The following is a 15,482-nucleotide window of genomic DNA, read 5'->3' as shown; positions in this document are numbered from 1 at the left end:
GGGTCAGGACTCCAGCACGAGCTGTTCGAAGGCGAGGGTCATCTCTTCCATCGCCACATCGCCGCCCTTCGCGTTGAAGGGCCCCGAGACGTACTTGATGATCCTGGCGTTCTTGAGGGTCCAGGTCATCACGGTCTCGTGGGCCTCGTTCTGGAGGCTGATGGTGATCGACGGGCGAACGGCCTCCTTGTCGCCGCGGCGCACCTGCTCGACCCAGTCGTAGAACGACCGGTACCCCACGATGCCGCGCTTGAGGGTCACGTCGGTGGCCTTGTTGAGGCCAGTGTACTTCCGGACGTTGTTCTCCTTGTCGTTGCCCGCGCGGTACTCGGCCACGGCGAACTCGGTGCCGAGGTTGCTCACCTCCTGGAACGCGGCGTCGGGCCCGTCGGTGCCCGTGCCGAGGTCCACGAGGAAGTTGAACTGCATGTACGGTCGTTCACGCTGCACTGGCATGGATCTCACTCCCTCCGTTGCGAGCTGGCATCAGACCTTGCGGTCGCCCGTCCACTGCCCGATGCGAAAGATCACGAACTCCGCGGGCCTGAGCGGCGCCACGCCGATGAGGCACACGAGCCGCCCGTTATCGAGGTCGTTCTGGGTCATGGTCGACCGGTCGCACTTCACGAAGAACGCGCGCTCGGGCCGGTCGCCGAGGAGCGCGCCGTTCTGGTACTCGTTGAAGAGGAAGTCCTCGACGGTGCGCCGCACGTTGGCCCAGAGCCGCTCGCCGTTCGGCTCGAACACGGCCCACTGCGTGCCCTTGTCGATCGAGTGCTCCAGATAGGCGAAGTAGCGCCGGAGATTGACGTACTTCCACTCCGGATCCGAGCTGATCGTGCGAGCGCCCCAGAGCCGGTTGCCGCGGCCCTCGAAGAAGCGAAAGCAGTTGACGCCCTCGGGGTTGAGCACGTCCTGCTGGCTCTTGTTGAGGGTGACCTCGAAGCCGAGCGCGAGGCGAACCACCTCGTTGGCGGGGGCCTTGTACACAGCGCGCTCGACGTCGTTGCGCGCGTAGATGCCCGTGACGAACCCGCTCGGCGGGAGCGCGATGGGCGCCCGCGTGATCGGGTCGAGCACCTTCACCCAGGGGTAGTAGAGCGCTGCGTAGGTCGAGTCGAAGCGGGCCCTGTACGCGCGCACGGCGCCGATCGCCTGGTTGTTCATGCTGTCGAGCACCGCGATGCGATACCGCATGGTCGCCGCGTGCGTGACCAGGTGGCCCGCGATGGTCGCGGCGACGTCCGAGTCGGTGCCGAACGAGGACCCAGGCGCCGCCACGATGGAGATGTCGTCCAGGTCCTCGAACTGCTTGAGCCCCGTCTTGCGCGCGTTGGCGGGGTTGTCGAGGCCCTCGTACTCTCCGGGCTCGGGCAGCGCGCCGTCGTTGCCGTGCTCGAGGGTGACCTCGAGCGCGCCGTGGTCGGCAAGCGCGTTGACGTACGTGGTCACCGAGTTGGCCGCCGCCAGCGCGGAGGAGAGGCCGAGGTTGCTGTTGATCAGGGCCTCGGTGATGCCGACGCCGTGATCGAGCGCGGCCCCTGCGGTGATGACGATAGGAATCGCGCGCAGCGGCGACGGGTCGTCGGCATCGAAGGCAAAGCGCGATGTGATCGAGTCTCGGGCCCCGTCGCGCTGGTGCGAGGGGTCGAGGGCGAGGCCGTCCCAGGTCTCGTCGGCCCCGGCGCCGTACGACACCTGGACGCTCACGGTGACCAGACGCACGTCGCTCGCCGCGGTCAGCGACGTGAGCAGGATCTCGCCAGGCCCGCGCTCGCCGTCGCGCGTGAAGGCCCAGACCCCGTCGGCGCTGCGGCGGGCGATATAGAAGGGGCTCTGGCCCGGGGAGAGGGGCGCATTCGCGTTCTCCCACAGGAGCACCACGTCGCGGTCGGTCGCGCCGCGCAGGCGCGCGTCGGCGCCGCTGCCGGTGCGCACGTTCTGCCCGGCGCGCAGCGTGAGGCGAACGCGGACGTTGCCGCCCGATCCTGGGTACCGCGCGCGAATGGTGAGATCGTCGTCGACGGGGCTGCCCGCGGCGAGGGTCGTATGCGCGATGCCGTCGTCGGTCGTGGACCTGGGCCTGAAGATGCGGGAGACGTAGAGCCGCCGGCCCCCCTCGGCGAAGAACGCCCTCGCCGCGTGCCAGAGGAAGTTGTGCCGCTCGTCGCTGCCAAAGTCGAGCTTCTGGCCGTCGCCGTAGATGCGCTCGAACTCGCCCAGGCTGGTGACGATCTCGGGGACGAGGTCGAGCGGCCCATAACGCGAGGGGCCGACGAAGCCCGCGGTCGAGGTGCTCACGCCCTCGATCGACTTCGACCGGAACGATGTCTCTTCGACATAGACACCGGGTGACAGGTACTCGGGCATCTATTCTTCTCCCTCGTCGATGAATGGTCAGATCACGGTTCGAATCCAGAGCCGCCCGTCGGAGGCGCCTTCGGTGCGCAGCACCTGCTCGTCCCTGTGGCGTAACTCGAAGTCTCTCAAGGGCTCCTCGGGGCTCAGCCGGAGGAGCGCCGTGGTGGGCGGCTGCGCGAACACCGCGGCGAGCTCGGGCGCGTCGCCGCGGCGCGCGCCGGCGACCGCCGGCGCGTAGCGAACCACCACCTCGATGTTCCAGCGCCATTCGGACGGGCTCGCGCCCGCCGAAGGCGACCCGAGCGGGGATCCCGACGATACGACGAGCGTGTCGGGATACGGGAAGATCACGGCCACGCGGCCGCGCTCGTCCGACATGCCGCGTCCCACGAGGCGCCCCGAGGCAAACACCTCGACGAGGGCGCTGGCCGCGGGCTCATCGCCGTCGACCGCGAGCTCGGCGCGCACCACCGCGAGCGCGCGAACCGGGCGCGAGGGCGCGACCGGCAGCGGGATCACCCCGGGCGGCGCTCCCGCGGAGAGGGCGCGCGCCTCGGCCGCGAGCCCCGCCGCCGCAGGCCAGTCGTAGAGCCCTCGCACGGGCAGCGTGACGCGCAGCCGCACGGGCAAGAAGCGCCCGGCGGTGTCGCGCACCTCGACGACGAACGGCCTGCGCGGGGAGAGCGCGGGGTCGGATCCCGACGCCACCGCCTCCCAATACCTCGCGTCGCCCGCGCCTCGCTCGAACGCAGCCATGAGGGCGAGATCGTGGAGGGCCCACACCCCCGAAGCATTCACGCTGGCGGACCGAGGGCGCGAGGGCAGCGACTCGGGCCACGCGGAGACGGCGAGCCCGTCGCGCACGAGATCGCGATTCACCTCGTCCCAGAAGCGCAGGCCGAGCGGGGCGACGCGGGTCATCACGTCGGCCGTCACGGCGACACCTGCGGCCCTGCGACGAACTCCCTGGTTTGCACCGGGCCGTGACGCGATTCGGTCTCGGTGGTCTCGATGGGCACCGCGCGCGCGACATAGGCCGCGGAGGTCTGCATGCTCGCCTTGGCGACCTCCCAGACGTTCACGTGGTCCTGGAGGGTCAGCGGCTCGAACGTGACCTGCACCTCTTCGTCTTCATGAAACGGAGCTGCGGTGGTGCCGTAATGGTGGTTCAGCACTGCAGCGCGGAGCGGGCCGAGATCTTCGAGCTGCCGCATCATCCACACGAGCAGGGCGCCCTGCTCCCTCGCGTCGCGCCCCCAGGCCGTCACGAGGTAATGGAAGTCGATCGGCAGCGGCGCGCGGAATCGCTGCCCCTGGGGGTTGGTGCGTGCCTGAAAGTTGTGCCGAGACGGGCTAACAGACACGCGGTAGAGGTACACCGTCGCGCCCTGCGCGGGCGGGCTGCGGAGGTCACGCACGAATGTGAATGGCGCACGCTGAAACGTCTCGGAGCTCTGGAGGGCTGCGCCCTCGAGGAGCTTCGCGAGCGTCTCGCCAATCGCGGCTGCAGCGTGGTGCGTAGCCAAACCAGCCCCGCCTTCCAGAGAAAGGACTACCCCCGCGGCGAGGTCTCACGATGACCTCGCACACACACTCAGAGCTGTCCGCCATGTAACGTGGGGAGCGCGCTTGGTGTCAACCATGAAATCGTCAGGACGGACACCCGTGACTCGATGACGATGACATCCGCCGCCCCGAGCGGGTCAGCGTCTCCGCAATCGCAATCGCAAACGCCAGCTGGCCGCTGTCGGGTTCAGGTAGGTGGTTTGCGATCCGCTGCCTGGGCGAGGACGCGAGGGTCCGCCGCATTCGGGGTCGCGATCGGCTCGGCGTGCCGACCTGGATGGGCGCGTTCGATGTCCGTCGCGGCAAGCCGTCCGGCTCCGTCTCCGAAAACCACAGCTGCATGACGTTCGTCGACCTGCCCGACGTCACCGATGCCTATTTGCACAGAAGGCGACGGCCACCTCCTCCGCGACGAGCAATCCGCTCACGATACGAACGACGTGATCGGCGGGAGCGACGACCCCACCCGGTGAAAGCGCGATTTCGATGCGCGTCCGCAGGCAGCTCGCCCGTCGGGCCGCCCCCTGGCTTGCTCCGCCGGCGCGGAGGCGGCGGCACCACGCGCTCGAGCAGCCACGGCCGCGCGCGCTGCACCTCGCCGGCCGGGTCCTCCAATACATAGCGGTTCCCGCCGGGCCCACGAGGAAGCGACGGCAGGCAGCGAAGGCGCCGCGCCGCTGGAAGGAGCACCTCACCGCCGCGGCGGGCCATGGGCAGATCGAGCAGCCCACAATCGGCCCATGGCCCGCGGGCCCGTTCTCGTAAGTGCCCGAAATCCTTCGGCACCCCCGGCAAGAATTGAACTTGCGACCTTCGGTTTAGGAAACCGCTGCTCTATCCACTGAGCTACGGGGGCAGGGGCGACAGCCGCTACGGGCGCCGGACCCTGGCACACCTCGCCTCACGCATCAAGCCAGATCCCCAGCCACGCCTTCGTCCAGCCCGCTCTTCCGCCGCGCCTCACCGGCCCGCGCTCCTCCGCTGGCCGCCATCCCGCGCGCTTTCGCCTTCCGCTGCGCGCCTCGATCACCTCCACACCTCGCCCCAGAGCGCCGCCCCGATCGCCAGCGCGCCCGCGCCCCGCATCAGCCCTGCCCGCAGCGCCGCCACGGCGCGCTCGCGGTTCCCCCGCACCACCCGGGCGATCTGCTGCGCCCCCCGGTAGGCATGGGTCGGCCTCACCACCTCGACCTGCACCTCGTCCCCGAGGCCGAGATCGATCCTCTCCCCCGTCCCCTTCCCCCCGGTCCGCGCAGCGCTCGCCGCTCCGCCGTCCTCTCCCGCCGCCATCGCCCCCGTCGCCCCGGCCGCGATCTCCGCTGCGATCCGTTCGGCGACCTCGTCCCCCACCCCGCTCCGCTCCCGCGGCAGCTTCAGCACCCTCGTCATCGCCACCGCGTCGACCATGCACAGCCCCCCGACCACGGCGAACGCCATCGCCGCCACGAGGCGCCCCAGGTCGGGCGCCGCCGCCCGCGGTAGCCCCGACCCGAGCTGCAGGGCCACCGCGATCACCGCCGCGGTCGCCGCCCACACCGCCCGCCGATCCGAGAGCGCCACGATCGAGCCGGCGCGCGCCCGCCCGACGCGGTTCGCCGCGCTCAGCACCACCGCGAGCGCCGGAACGAACGGCAGCGCGAACACCGCGCCGAACGCCGCGCCGATGATCATCCCTGCCGGCCCCGCCACGAGCCCGATGGTCATCCCGTTCACGACGCCGGCCACCACGATGGCCCACAGCGCCAGCACGCCCGCCACGAACGGCCCCCGCCGGGTCCACTTCCCCGGCGCGTCGACCCACGGCAGGCCGTCCGCCGGCGCATCGCCCGCGCCGAACGCCATCGATCCATCGCCCCAGACGCCTCCGATCCGCGGCGTCAGGTAGTGACCCAGCAGCGCCGCGACGATCGGGGTCACACCCGCGAGCAGGAAGCGGGGCACGAGCTCGTCCATCTCGAGAACGTCGGCCGTGAGCCAGCCGCCCACGAGCCCGATCGCCCCGCAGGGGAGCACGAGCGACACGGGCGCATCAGGCGACATGGAATCGGACGTTGAACGCGGCATCTTGAAACCCTCCGGCTCGTTCGTTCCCCTTCGACGCGCAGGCCCTCGAGCAGCTTCCAGGTCCCTCGCGCGCCGCCCGACCTTCCATCATCTCACCACGGCGCTCCACGCGCACTGCACACGGTCCGCGCCATCAGCCCGGCCCCGCCTGCGGGTGCGGGTAGTGACTGAGCGCCACCAGGTTCCCGTCGGGATCGCGCGCGTACATCGTGTAGGCGCTCTCCCGCTCGACGCCCACGCCGCCCGCGGCCAGCCGGCGGCGCCACGCCTCCCGCTCGGACGGCGCGATCCCGAGGGCGACGCAGTGCCAGCCTGGCGCCTCGTCCGCGCGCATCGGCCCGGCGGCGCCCGCCCGCTCCACGGCCAGAAAGGCGCCGCCCCCGAGATCGAGCCACACCGACCGAAGCGCTCCGGCCTCGTCCGTCCAGCGCCGCACCACCGGCAATCCGAGGACGCCCGCGTAGAACGCCTCGGCCCGCACCAGGTCGCGCACGACCACGGCCAGATGATGGACCGACAGCGACGCTACCGTCCCGCTCATACAGCGCCCTCATTTCAGCGCCTTTCACGCGGCGACGCACCTGAAAAGCCACGCGGGCGCCGCGCAGCCGACGCCTCCCCGACGCCGGGCGCTCGATCGGCCGGCGCCGGGCGCTCGACGCGCTCGACGCGCTCGACCTGTCTTGCCCCGGCAGGGCGCCTCGTCTATGGTCCCGCTCGCGGACGCGCTCTGCCCGGGGAGTCGCACAGTCCGGTAGTGCACGAGCTTTGGGTGCTCGTTGTCGCGGGTTCAAATCCCGCCTCCCCGACCCTCTCCGACGATCCTCGCCCCTCGCGAGCCGGGCCGCCCCGGTGGCCCCGGCGCTGCGGCTCAGCTGGATCGCCGCTCGCGTCGCCATCGCACCCGCCGCGCGCATCGAACTTGGCCTCCTCGGGTCCGCTGCGCATAGTCCCGCCGATGTCGACGCCCGTAAGACTCCTGCTCGGCGCATGTCTCTCCCTGTCCGTCGTCGCAGGGTGCGGCGGGCCGCAGACGGCCGCCCCGGCAGCGGCTCCGGCGCCGCGCGCGCAGAGCGCGGCGCCGCCCAAGCAGGCGGTGCCCGCCGGGCAGCTCGCCCGCGCCGACGTCGACCGGGTGCTGCTGCAGGGGCCGCCCTGGATCCTGCGGCGCGTGCCGGTCGAGGAGGTCGTCCGGGCGGGCGCGTTCATCGGCTGGAAGATCCTCGCGCTGCCCGCGGACTGGAGCAGCATCGAGCTCAAGACCGGCGATGTCGTCACCCAGGTCAACGGCACGACCCTGGAGCGCCCGGACGACCTGTTCGCGGCCTATCGCGCCCTGGCCAGCGCCAGCGAGCTCAAGATCACGTACGAGCGCGAGGGCGCCGCGCGCGAGCTCGTCGTGCCCATCGTCGGGGCCCCGTCCAAGGAGACCGTCGAGACCTTCGCGAGCGACAGCCCCCCGCGCCGCGCGACGACCGCCCGGCCGCGGGGAACGACGGTGATCGAGGAAGACGACGGCGGCGCGCCGCTCGACGGCAGCGCGCCGTGAAGCGCGTACCGGCGCCGCGCGCGCATCGCACGGCGCCGCGCCTCACATGTCGAAGGCCAGCCCCAGGACCCACGTCGAGGTGCCGACGTGCATCTGCGGGCGCGAGCCCAGCCCGTCGAGGTTCGCGAACATCCACTCGCCGAACAGGTACGTGTGGTTGATGCCCGTCGTCTCATCGAGCTGGGAGGCCGAGCGGCGGTCCAGCCAGTTGAGCGCGAGCATCCCGCCGAACGCGAGGTGCGTGCCCCACGTGATGCCCTCGCCCCGGACGCCAGCGGGCAGCGGCGTGACAGGGCCCGACGTCGAGGTCCATAACCCCATCCCCAGGCCCACCTTCGCGTAAGGCACGATCGGGACGCCCGTCTTGCGCATCAGCTCGTCGGCGCGGAGGACGGCCGACAGGTGCATCGGCATGATGGTGAGCGAGGTCTCCTCTGCCTCGGCCCTGTCGTCGCTGCCCGCCACGAAGGCCTTCGCCGACGCCGACGTGTACCCCCAGCCGAACCCTGGGCCGATCGCGCCGACGTACGGGATCCGGAGCGGCAGCCAGTCGACCTCGACACCGAAATAGAAATTCTGGCCGTCGCCGAAGGTCTTCCCGTAGGGGCCCGCGCCGGCGAACTCCTCGTCGACCTGGGGAGAGTACGGGGCGAAGCGGAGCTCGAACGCGAAGCTCTGAGGAGACGCATAGCGCTCCTCTCGCTGGATCCTCGAGCGATCGTGCTGCCGCCAGTCGCCCATCCCGTAGCTCGTTTGCGCGCCGGCGACGGAGGCGGCGAGGAGCGCCGCGCTGCCGGCGAGGCAGGCGGCCGCCTGATGACGGAGATGACAGCTCATTCGCTCTCCTGCGTGAAGGAACACGCGTGCGCGCGCGCGTGGCGTCGTCGACGGCTCCTGCGCAACAACCCGAGCGCCGCGCCGGCCGCGACGGCGGCGAGCGGCGCTGCGGCCCACCGGCCCGCCCCCACCGGCCCTTCGATGCTGCAAAAACCCCCACCAGCTTGCCCGCCGGCGTCCCGGTACTGCTCGAAGAACCCGTCGACGTCGGTCGCGGTCGCACAGGAGATCGCCGACAGTGGCCCGGCGTTGCCCACCTGGTCATAGGCCGCGACGCCGACGGCATACGATCTACCGTTGACGATGTTCTCCGTGGCCTCGCCACGGCTGGCCCTCCCCACGCTGCCGCACTGGTACTTGGCGTCCGGGATCTCCCCCGAAACCAGGAGCGACGACTGACAACCGGCGCTGCCGCCCCCCGTCGCGCCGCCTCCGGCTCCCCCTGCGCCGTCGCCGCCTCCGGCTGCTCCGCCTCCGGCTGCTCCGCCTCCGGCTCCCCCTGCGCCGTCGCCGCCTCCGGCCGCTCCGCCTCCGGCGCTGGATCCCCCCGCGCCATCGCCTCCTCCGGCTGCCCCTGCCCCGCTCGAAGCTGCAGCGGACTGCCCCCCATCATCGCAGTAGAGGTAATAGCCCTGCACGTCCTCGTCCTCGTTCTGCTTATAGTCGACGAGGAGACGACCATCCCCGGGGTGCGCCGCCACGCCGGTCGGCGGCTTCGGGCCCTGGAGGTCCATCTTGCTGGTATCCCACTTGGCGTGATCCGGGTTGTCCTGGTCCGAGGAGACGAGCCGCAGGAAGTAGATGTTCAGCGGGACCGCGCCGGTGCTGGCCCTCGTGCTGTCGCAGCCCTCCGCGCCGAGGGCCTCCGCGATCGCCTTCGCCGACACCTTGACGACCATCGTGTCATCCAGGTTCGACTCGGCCGACACCTGCTTGCACCGCGTGCCGGTGTCGCGGTTCGAATACGCAAGGCAGTCCAGCGACTCGCTGACCCAGACGGCGAGCGTATCGCTGGTCGAGAAGCCGCTCAGCGTGAGCGTGAACTCGAGATCGTTGTTCGTCAGGCAGTCCTCGCGGCTGATCCAGAGCGGGTACTGCGCGTCTGGCCGCTGCAGCTCGGTGCGCTTCACGTCGGTGCTGATGGTCACCGTCGCGCCGGCCTGTCGCGCGCCTCCAGCGAGCGCCGCCGCCGCGAGGGCCACCGCGCACAGCCGGGGGAGATGCCGCCGCCCTCGCGGCCGGAGCCGGACGGGATACCTTGTCGTGTCCATGGGCGCGTCCTTTCAGCACAGCTCGTACCACGCCGCAAATGCCTCGCACAGCCCTTCGAACGGCGCGGAAATCGTTCGTGCGCCCGCGCCGGATACCGCGTCGAACGCGCCCTCAGAGGCCCCCGCGGTCCCGTCGGAGGCGTCCTTGGAGGCGTCCTCGACGCCCCACCTCGGAGGCTCGGAGGCGCGCCGCATGACGAGCTGGCCATGGTCGCCGTCCGTTCCTGACAAGTTGGCATCGGCGCCGCGGAGCAGGGCGAGCGGACCGCCGCGCAGCGCCATGGGCCGATGGACGAGCTGCGTGGCCCGAAACACGCGCTCTTCGAGAGAGCTCGGCTAGCTTGAGGCACGTGGATTCGACCGACGCCGCTCCCCCGCAGCCGGGCTCGAAGGCAGGGCCGAGCGCGAAGGAGCGCGCCACGGCGCCGGAGACGGTGCGCGCTGGGCAGCCCAGCCAGCCCAGCGCGCGCCCGGAAGGCGCGCCCGCGTCCCCCGCCTCCGGCGCCACCCCGTCGGTGCGCCCGACCTCGAGCCGGCCCAGCCGGCTGCAGCCGAGCGGCGCCGCGCCTGACGCCCACACCGCCGTCCTCGGCGTCCCCCTCACCCGCGTCGAGCTGCACCGGACCGCGCTGCTCTTCTGTCTGCTCTTCCTCGCCGCCCTCCTCTTCGTCGTCGGCCGCTCCGCGCGGGACGCGCTCTTCCTCACCAGGTTCCCCGTCACCTGGATCGCGCCGATGTGGATCGTGTACGGCGTCGCCTCCGCCGTCGCCGCGCTCGCCTACGACCGCGTAGCCCGCCACCTGCCGCGCGCCCAGCTGTGCGTCGCCTTCGCCCTCTTCGGCGCCGCCACGTTCGCGCTGCTGCGCGTCCTCATCGGCCAGGAGGTGCGCGCCGCGACCCTGGTCTTCTACATCTGGTCCGAGATCATCGCGAACTTCACCGCCGTCCTCGTCTGGGCCGTCGCCCAGGACCTGCACGACCCGCGCAGCGCCAAGCGCCTCTTCGGCCTGATCGGCAGCGGGCGCGTCGTCGGCACCGTCGCCTGCGGCTTCGCGACGGGCGCCGTCGTCCGGTGGATCGGCACCGAGAACCTCCTGTTCGTGCTCATCGCGGCGCTCCTCGCCATGGCCGCGCTCACGACCGCGCTCGCGCGGCGCTACCCGCTCGGGCGCCCCCCGTCCGGCGACGAAGAGCTCCTCCAGGCCCGCCTTCCGCGCATGGACGTGTGGCGATCGCGCTACGCCCTCACCGTCGCGCTGCTGACCTGCCTCCTCTTCACGGTCCTCACGATCGGCGACTACCAGTTCAAGGCGATCGCCCTCACGGCCTACCCCCACGTCGACGACCTCACCCGGTTCATGGGGTTCCTCTACGGCGCCGTCGGCGTGGTCGGCCTCCTCGTGCAGCTCGTCGCGACCCCCCGGGTCCTCCGGCGCCACGGCGTGCTCGGCGGGCTGCTCGCCATGCCGGCCGCGTTCACCGCGAGCACCGTCGCGCTGCTCGCGGCGCCGTCGCTCGCCTGGGGCGCGATCCTCAAGCTGAGCGACAACGCGCTGCAGCTCACGATCTACGACGCGACGATGCAGCTCTTGTTCTTCCCGTTCCAGCCGGCGCTGCGGGAGCGGGTGCGGACGCTCGTCTCCACGATCGCCAAGCCCCTCGGCTACGGGCTCGGCGCGCTGATCCTGCTCGCCGTGGCGCCCACCGCCGCGACGGGCGCCGCGCTCGTCGAGGAGGCCGCGTGGATCGGCGTCTACTCCCTCCCGCTCTGCGTCGCATCCATCGCCCTCCTCCCGCTCGTGCGGCGCGGCTACTTCGACGCCATGCGCCGGACCTTGATGCGCCGCCAGCTCGAGCCGGACAGCGTCGCGTACGGCCCCCAGACGCGCGCGATCCTCAAGGAGGCGCTCTACAGCCGCGCCATGGTGCAGGTGCTCTTCGCGGTCGAGCAGCTCCAGCAGCTCGACCCGACCCTCGTGCGCGAGGCCGTGCCCGCGCTCGCGCGCCACGGCTCGGCCAGGGTGCGCGCGCTCGCGGTGCGCCTCGCGGCCGAGCTCGAGCACGAGGAGGGGGCGAGCATCGCGCGCGCGGCGATCCGCGACCGGAACACCGACGTCCGCGTCGCCGCCGTCGCCGCGCTCGCCGCGCTGCTGCGGGAGGACGCCCACGACGAGCTGCTCGCGCTCGCGCGGGAGGGCGCCGCGCCCCGCGCCGCGGCGGACGCGACCGGCGGCGAGGCGCTCCGGGCCGCCGCGATCGCCGCGCTCCTGCGCTACTGCGGCCTCGACGGCATGCTCGAGGGCGCGCCGCGGCTGCGCGCGCTGCTCGACAGCCCGTCGCCCCGCGATCGCGTCGCCGCCGCCAGGATCCTCGGCCTGGTCGGCCACGCGTCGCTCCAGCGCGCCCTCGCGCGGCTCATCGGCGATCCCGACCCCGCGGTGCGGCGCGCGGCCGTGCGCTCCTCGTCGAGCGTCGCCGACCCGCGCCTGCTCCCCCTGCTCGCGGACGCGCTCGCCGAGCGCGCCCTCGCGCCGGCCGCGGCCCGGGCCATCGAGGCGCTCGGCGACGACGCCATCCCGGAGCTCGCGGCGCGCCTCGGCGACGACAGCACCCCGCGGACCGTGCGGCTCGCGATCCCGCGGGTGCTCGCGCGGCTCTGCAGCCACGACGCGCTCGACGTGCTGCTCGCCCGGATCGACCACCCGAACGAGGCCCTCCGCCAGAAGGTGCTCGCGTCGGCGTCGCGCCTGCGCCTCGCGCTGCGCGCGCCGCCGGCGCCTCTCCGCGTGATCCGCGCCTGCATCGACGACGAGACGGTGGAGCACGTCCGCACGCGCGAGGCGTACATCGCCGTGCGCCCCCGCGTCGTCGGCGCGCTGCTCGATCAGCACCTGCTCCGCCGGCTGCGGAAGGGGCTCATCCGCGTGCTCCGGCTGTGCGAGCTCGCCTACCCGCGCGAGGTCGTCGCCCTCGTGCGCACCCACGTCTTCGGCCCGGATCCCGCGCTGCGGGCCAACGCGTTCGAGGTGCTGGAGTCGCTCCTCGACCGCCCGCTGCGCGAGCGCCTCGTCTCCCTCGTCGAGCGGCTGCTCGAGCTGTCCGCGGCGTTCCCCCGGAGGCCCCTGCCGCCGGAGACCGGGGTCATCTCCTGGATCCGCCACGAGATCGTGCGCGGCGACCCCTACAGCGCCGCGCTCGCGCTCGATGCCGTCGCCCGGAGCTCCATCTCCGGCGCCGCCGGGGACGCGCTCGCCGCGACCTACGATCCGGACCCGCTGGTCCGCGAGGCGGCCGCCATCGCGGTCGCCGTCACGTCGCCGCCGGGCGCCCGCGAGCGGCTGGACGCGCTGCGGGCCGATGAGGATCCCGCGGTGGCCCGTTACGCACGATACTGGGCGGTCACCGGCGGCACCGGCATCGACCCCGAGGACGAGATGTACACGACGATCGAGAAGGTCCTGTTCCTCCAGCGTGTTCCGCTCTTCTCCCGCGTGGCCGGCGACGATCTGGTGGCGCTGGCGCGCGGCTCGCTCGTGGTGTCGCTGGCCCGGGGCGACGTGATCTTCCGCCAGGGCGAGCCTGGCGGCGCGCTCTACTCGATCATCTCGGGCGAGGTGAGCCTCACGCTGGACGGCCGCGAGATCGCGCGCCTCGGCGCGAACGACGTGTTCGGCGAGATGTCGCTCTTCGACAGCGAGCCGAGGGCCTCGACCGCGGTGGTGACCGAGGACGCGGAGCTGCTCCGGGTCTCCGCCGAGGATTTCCACGAGGCGGTGCGGGAGACGGCCGAGATCGCGGACGCCGTGATCCGGGTGCTGAACCGGCGCCTGCGCGAGGCCGACCGCAAGCTGGCCGACGCGCACGCGCGGCTGTCGCTCCTTCCGAGGCCGCCGGCGCTGCCCGGGAGAGCGCCGCCTCCGGGGGACGAGACGCCGGCGCTCGACGACAGCGACCTGGACTGAGGAGCGCCGCGCGCCACCTCGATCGAGCGAGCGCTGCCGTTGCACGCCGCGTGGAGCGCCGGTGCGGGCGATGTGGAGCGCAACTTGCAGTGCAGCTGCAATATTCGAGCACCCAGGGACGTCCAAGGGCGGCCGAAGAGGTCTCGGGACCCCGAGCCGAGGCCAGCCTGACCTCTCCCTGGCACCTCTCTCCAGAAGGACCCGCATGGCATTGCTGCATTTCCCGCTGTTCCCTTCCCTTTCGCGCCCTTCGGCCGCGGCGCCGCGCCTCCTCGGGGCGCGGCTTCGCCGGCTCGGGGGCGCGCTGCCGCTGGCCGCCGCGCTCATGGCCGCGCCCGCATGCGCCGCCGCCGAGGGGTATCCGCAGGGCGCGAGCTACGCCCCGTACGGCGCTGACGAGACCTTTCCTTCACAGCCCGCCGCGACCCGGCCGGTCCAGGTCGAGGTCCACGTGAGCGCGCAGACGCAGCTGGAGGCGGACGAGTACGACGACACCGATCCGAGCGCCCTGATCGAGTTCTACCGGCCGCTCGCCCCCTACGGCACCTGGGTCGACGACCCGAGCTACGGCAGGGTCTGGGTGCCTTCCTGGTCCGAGGTTGGCCTCAATTTCGCGCCCTACCAGACCGACGGGCACTGGGCGCTGACCGACGAAGGCGAGTGGCTCTGGGTCAGCGACTACGCGTGGGGTCACATCCCCTTCCACTATGGCCGCTGGATCCGGACGACCGGCCACGGCTGGGCGTGGATCCCGGGGCGCGCGTACGCCCCGGCGTGGGTCGTCTGGCGCGTCGGCGGTGACGGCTACGTCGGCTGGAGCGCGATGCCGCCCACCTACGCCTGGCGCAACGGCGTCGCGGTCTCGCTGAGGGCCGTTCCCCCTGAGGCGTATGTCTTCTGCCCGACGACGCACGTATTCCACGATCACGTCGACATGCATGTCGTCCGCGATCGCGATGAGATCCGGCGCATCACCAGGCGCTCGCGCACCTACAGGCCGGCGCTGCCGACCGCGGGCAGGCCCGAACGCAGCTGGGCCCGCCCGGATGGAGCGGAGCGATCGAGCTCGTACGACGGGATCCGTGCTGGCGGCTATCGCCCGGCGTCGCCCTCGCTCGTCGAGATCGGCATTCCGTCTTCGGACGCGCCGAGGTTCCGCGGCAGGCCGGACCCGCGCGCTCTTGCCTATTCGCGCAAAGCGGCGACGCCGAGCGCGCACGTCGCGCCGGCGCCGGTACCGCGTCTCTCGGCGCCCCCTGCTCCCTCGGGCGGCGACCGGCCCCAGGCGCGCACGCTGCACGCCCCGCGGACACCCGCGTTTCCGGCCCCGACCCCGGAGCCGCGCGTAGGCGCCACGCCGCACGTCATCGCCCCGCCGCGCGCCGCCGCGCCGCGGGTCGGTGCCACGCCGCGCGTAGGCGCCACGCCGCCCGCTGCCGCCGCGCCGCGGGTCGGTGCCACGCCGCGCGTAGGCGCCACGCCGCCCGCTGCCGCCGCGCCGCGCGTAGGCGCCACGCCGCGCGTCGTCGCCACGCCGCGCGTAGGCGCCACGGCGCCCGCTGCCGCCGCGCCGCGGGTCGGTGCCACGCCGCACGTCATCGCCCCGCCGCGCGTCGGCGCCGCGCCGACCACGTCACACGCGGTCCCGCACCACGCGCCGTCGGTCTCGGCGCCGCGACCGATGCGACCGGCGACACCGGCGCCGCACGCGAGCGCGACGGTCGCGAAGCCGCCTGCGATCCCGAGCGCGCCGTCGTCCCCGGCGCGCCCCAGGATTCGCATCCCGTCAAGCCCGGCTGCGGAGGAGGCGGCGCCTGCGCCTGCATCCGGTCGCCCGCAGTCGAGGTGACGCGTGGTCCACGTATTGCGACG

The 15,482-nt window shown here is 72.7% G+C and carries 12 protein-coding genes and 2 tRNA genes; 4 read left to right on the top strand and 10 right to left on the bottom strand.

Going from position 1 to position 15,482, the window contains the following annotated elements:
* Positions 1–3: 3 nt before the first annotated feature.
* The 7 genes from WME82_RS11665 to WME82_RS11635 form a co-directional block, all read right to left on the bottom strand.
* On the bottom strand, positions 4–456 hold the full coding sequence (locus WME82_RS11665) for a phage tail protein (RefSeq protein WP_438042891.1): 453 nt from the start codon (positions 454–456) through the stop codon (positions 4–6).
* Positions 457–486: 30 nt separating this feature from the next.
* Entirely contained in the window at positions 487–2,370 is a 1,884-nt protein-coding gene (locus WME82_RS11660) for a phage tail sheath family protein (protein WP_438042890.1), read from the bottom strand.
* A 27-nt stretch (positions 2,371–2,397) separates the two neighbouring features.
* A complete protein-coding gene (locus WME82_RS11655) occupies positions 2,398–3,297 on the bottom strand; it encodes a hypothetical protein (protein WP_438042889.1) in 900 nt (299 codons plus the stop codon).
* Entirely contained in the window at positions 3,294–3,887 is a 594-nt protein-coding gene (locus WME82_RS11650; RefSeq protein WP_438042888.1) for a DUF4255 domain-containing protein, read from the bottom strand. The genes WME82_RS11655 and WME82_RS11650 overlap by 4 nt, the downstream gene beginning before the upstream one ends.
* Before the next feature lie 823 nt (positions 3,888–4,710).
* Positions 4,711–4,783 (bottom strand) — tRNA-Arg (locus WME82_RS11645).
* Between the two features lie 170 nt (positions 4,784–4,953).
* Positions 4,954–5,967 carry a hypothetical protein gene (locus WME82_RS11640; RefSeq protein ID WP_438042887.1) on the bottom strand — a complete coding sequence of 338 codons (1,014 nt, stop codon included), beginning with the start codon at positions 5,965–5,967 and terminating at the stop codon, positions 4,954–4,956.
* Positions 5,968–6,124: 157 nt separating this feature from the next.
* Entirely contained in the window at positions 6,125–6,532 is a 408-nt protein-coding gene (locus tag WME82_RS11635) for a VOC family protein (RefSeq protein WP_438042886.1), read from the bottom strand.
* A gap of 194 nt (positions 6,533–6,726) precedes the next feature.
* Between WME82_RS11635 and WME82_RS11630 the strand changes: the two genes are divergently transcribed.
* Positions 6,727–6,800 (top strand) — tRNA-Pro (locus WME82_RS11630).
* A gap of 149 nt (positions 6,801–6,949) precedes the next feature.
* Positions 6,950–7,540, top strand: a complete 591-nt coding sequence (locus WME82_RS11625; protein ID WP_437745531.1) for a serine protease — start codon at positions 6,950–6,952, stop codon at positions 7,538–7,540.
* Positions 7,541–7,582: 42 nt separating this feature from the next.
* Here WME82_RS11625 and WME82_RS11620 read toward each other — a convergent pair whose 3' ends face one another.
* The 3 genes from WME82_RS11620 to WME82_RS11610 are packed head-to-tail and all read right to left on the bottom strand — an operon-like array spanning position 7,583 to position 9,930.
* Complete coding sequence (locus WME82_RS11620) at positions 7,583–8,377, bottom strand: MXAN_2562 family outer membrane beta-barrel protein (RefSeq protein ID WP_438042885.1); 795 nt, start codon at positions 8,375–8,377, stop codon at positions 7,583–7,585.
* Positions 8,374–9,648: a hypothetical protein gene (locus WME82_RS11615; protein ID WP_438042884.1), complete on the bottom strand. Its 1,275-nt coding sequence runs from the start codon at positions 9,646–9,648 to the stop codon at positions 8,374–8,376. The genes WME82_RS11620 and WME82_RS11615 overlap by 4 nt, the downstream gene beginning before the upstream one ends.
* A 12-nt stretch (positions 9,649–9,660) precedes the next feature.
* Positions 9,661–9,930, bottom strand: coding sequence for a hypothetical protein (locus WME82_RS11610; RefSeq protein ID WP_438042883.1), 270 nt, complete (start codon positions 9,928–9,930; stop codon positions 9,661–9,663).
* Positions 9,931–9,998: 68 nt separating this feature from the next.
* On the opposite strand from WME82_RS11610, the gene WME82_RS11605 reads away from it, so the two are divergent.
* Positions 9,999–13,610, top strand: a complete 3,612-nt coding sequence (locus tag WME82_RS11605; RefSeq protein WP_438042882.1) for a HEAT repeat domain-containing protein — start codon at positions 9,999–10,001, stop codon at positions 13,608–13,610.
* 205 nt (positions 13,611–13,815) lie between these two features.
* Positions 13,816–15,459 (top strand): DUF6600 domain-containing protein, encoded by a 1,644-nt coding sequence (locus tag WME82_RS11600; protein WP_438042881.1) that lies wholly within the window; start codon positions 13,816–13,818, stop codon positions 15,457–15,459.
* Positions 15,460–15,482: the final 23 nt, after the last annotated feature.

The organism is Sorangium sp. So ce128, assembly GCF_051525245.1.
In the GTDB taxonomy this organism is placed as follows: domain Bacteria; phylum Myxococcota_A; class Polyangia; order Polyangiales; family Polyangiaceae; genus Sorangium; species Sorangium cellulosum_B.
Note: the sequence above shows the minus strand (reverse complement) of the source record. Positions and strands in the feature narration are given on the sequence as shown.

What these genes read in the sequence shown, in the direction of transcription:
- WME82_RS11625 (WP_437745531.1), top strand. Translation starts at nt 6,950, where the DNA reads ATGTCGACGCCCGTAAGACTCCTGCTCGGCGCATGTCTCTCCCTGTCC.
- WME82_RS11620 (WP_438042885.1), bottom strand. Translation starts at nt 8,377, where the DNA reads ATGAGCTGTCATCTCCGTCATCAGGCGGCCGCCTGCCTCGCCGGCAGC.
- WME82_RS11610 (WP_438042883.1), bottom strand. Translation starts at nt 9,930, where the DNA reads ATGGCGCTGCGCGGCGGTCCGCTCGCCCTGCTCCGCGGCGCCGATGCC.
- WME82_RS11615 (WP_438042884.1), bottom strand. Translation starts at nt 9,648, where the DNA reads ATGGACACGACAAGGTATCCCGTCCGGCTCCGGCCGCGAGGGCGGCGG.
- WME82_RS11600 (WP_438042881.1), top strand. Translation starts at nt 13,816, where the DNA reads ATGGCATTGCTGCATTTCCCGCTGTTCCCTTCCCTTTCGCGCCCTTCG.
- WME82_RS11635 (WP_438042886.1), bottom strand. Translation starts at nt 6,532, where the DNA reads ATGAGCGGGACGGTAGCGTCGCTGTCGGTCCATCATCTGGCCGTGGTC.
- WME82_RS11640 (WP_438042887.1), bottom strand. Translation starts at nt 5,967, where the DNA reads ATGTCGCCTGATGCGCCCGTGTCGCTCGTGCTCCCCTGCGGGGCGATC.
- WME82_RS11660 (WP_438042890.1), bottom strand. Translation starts at nt 2,370, where the DNA reads ATGCCCGAGTACCTGTCACCCGGTGTCTATGTCGAAGAGACATCGTTC.
- WME82_RS11665 (WP_438042891.1), bottom strand. Translation starts at nt 456, where the DNA reads ATGCCAGTGCAGCGTGAACGACCGTACATGCAGTTCAACTTCCTCGTG.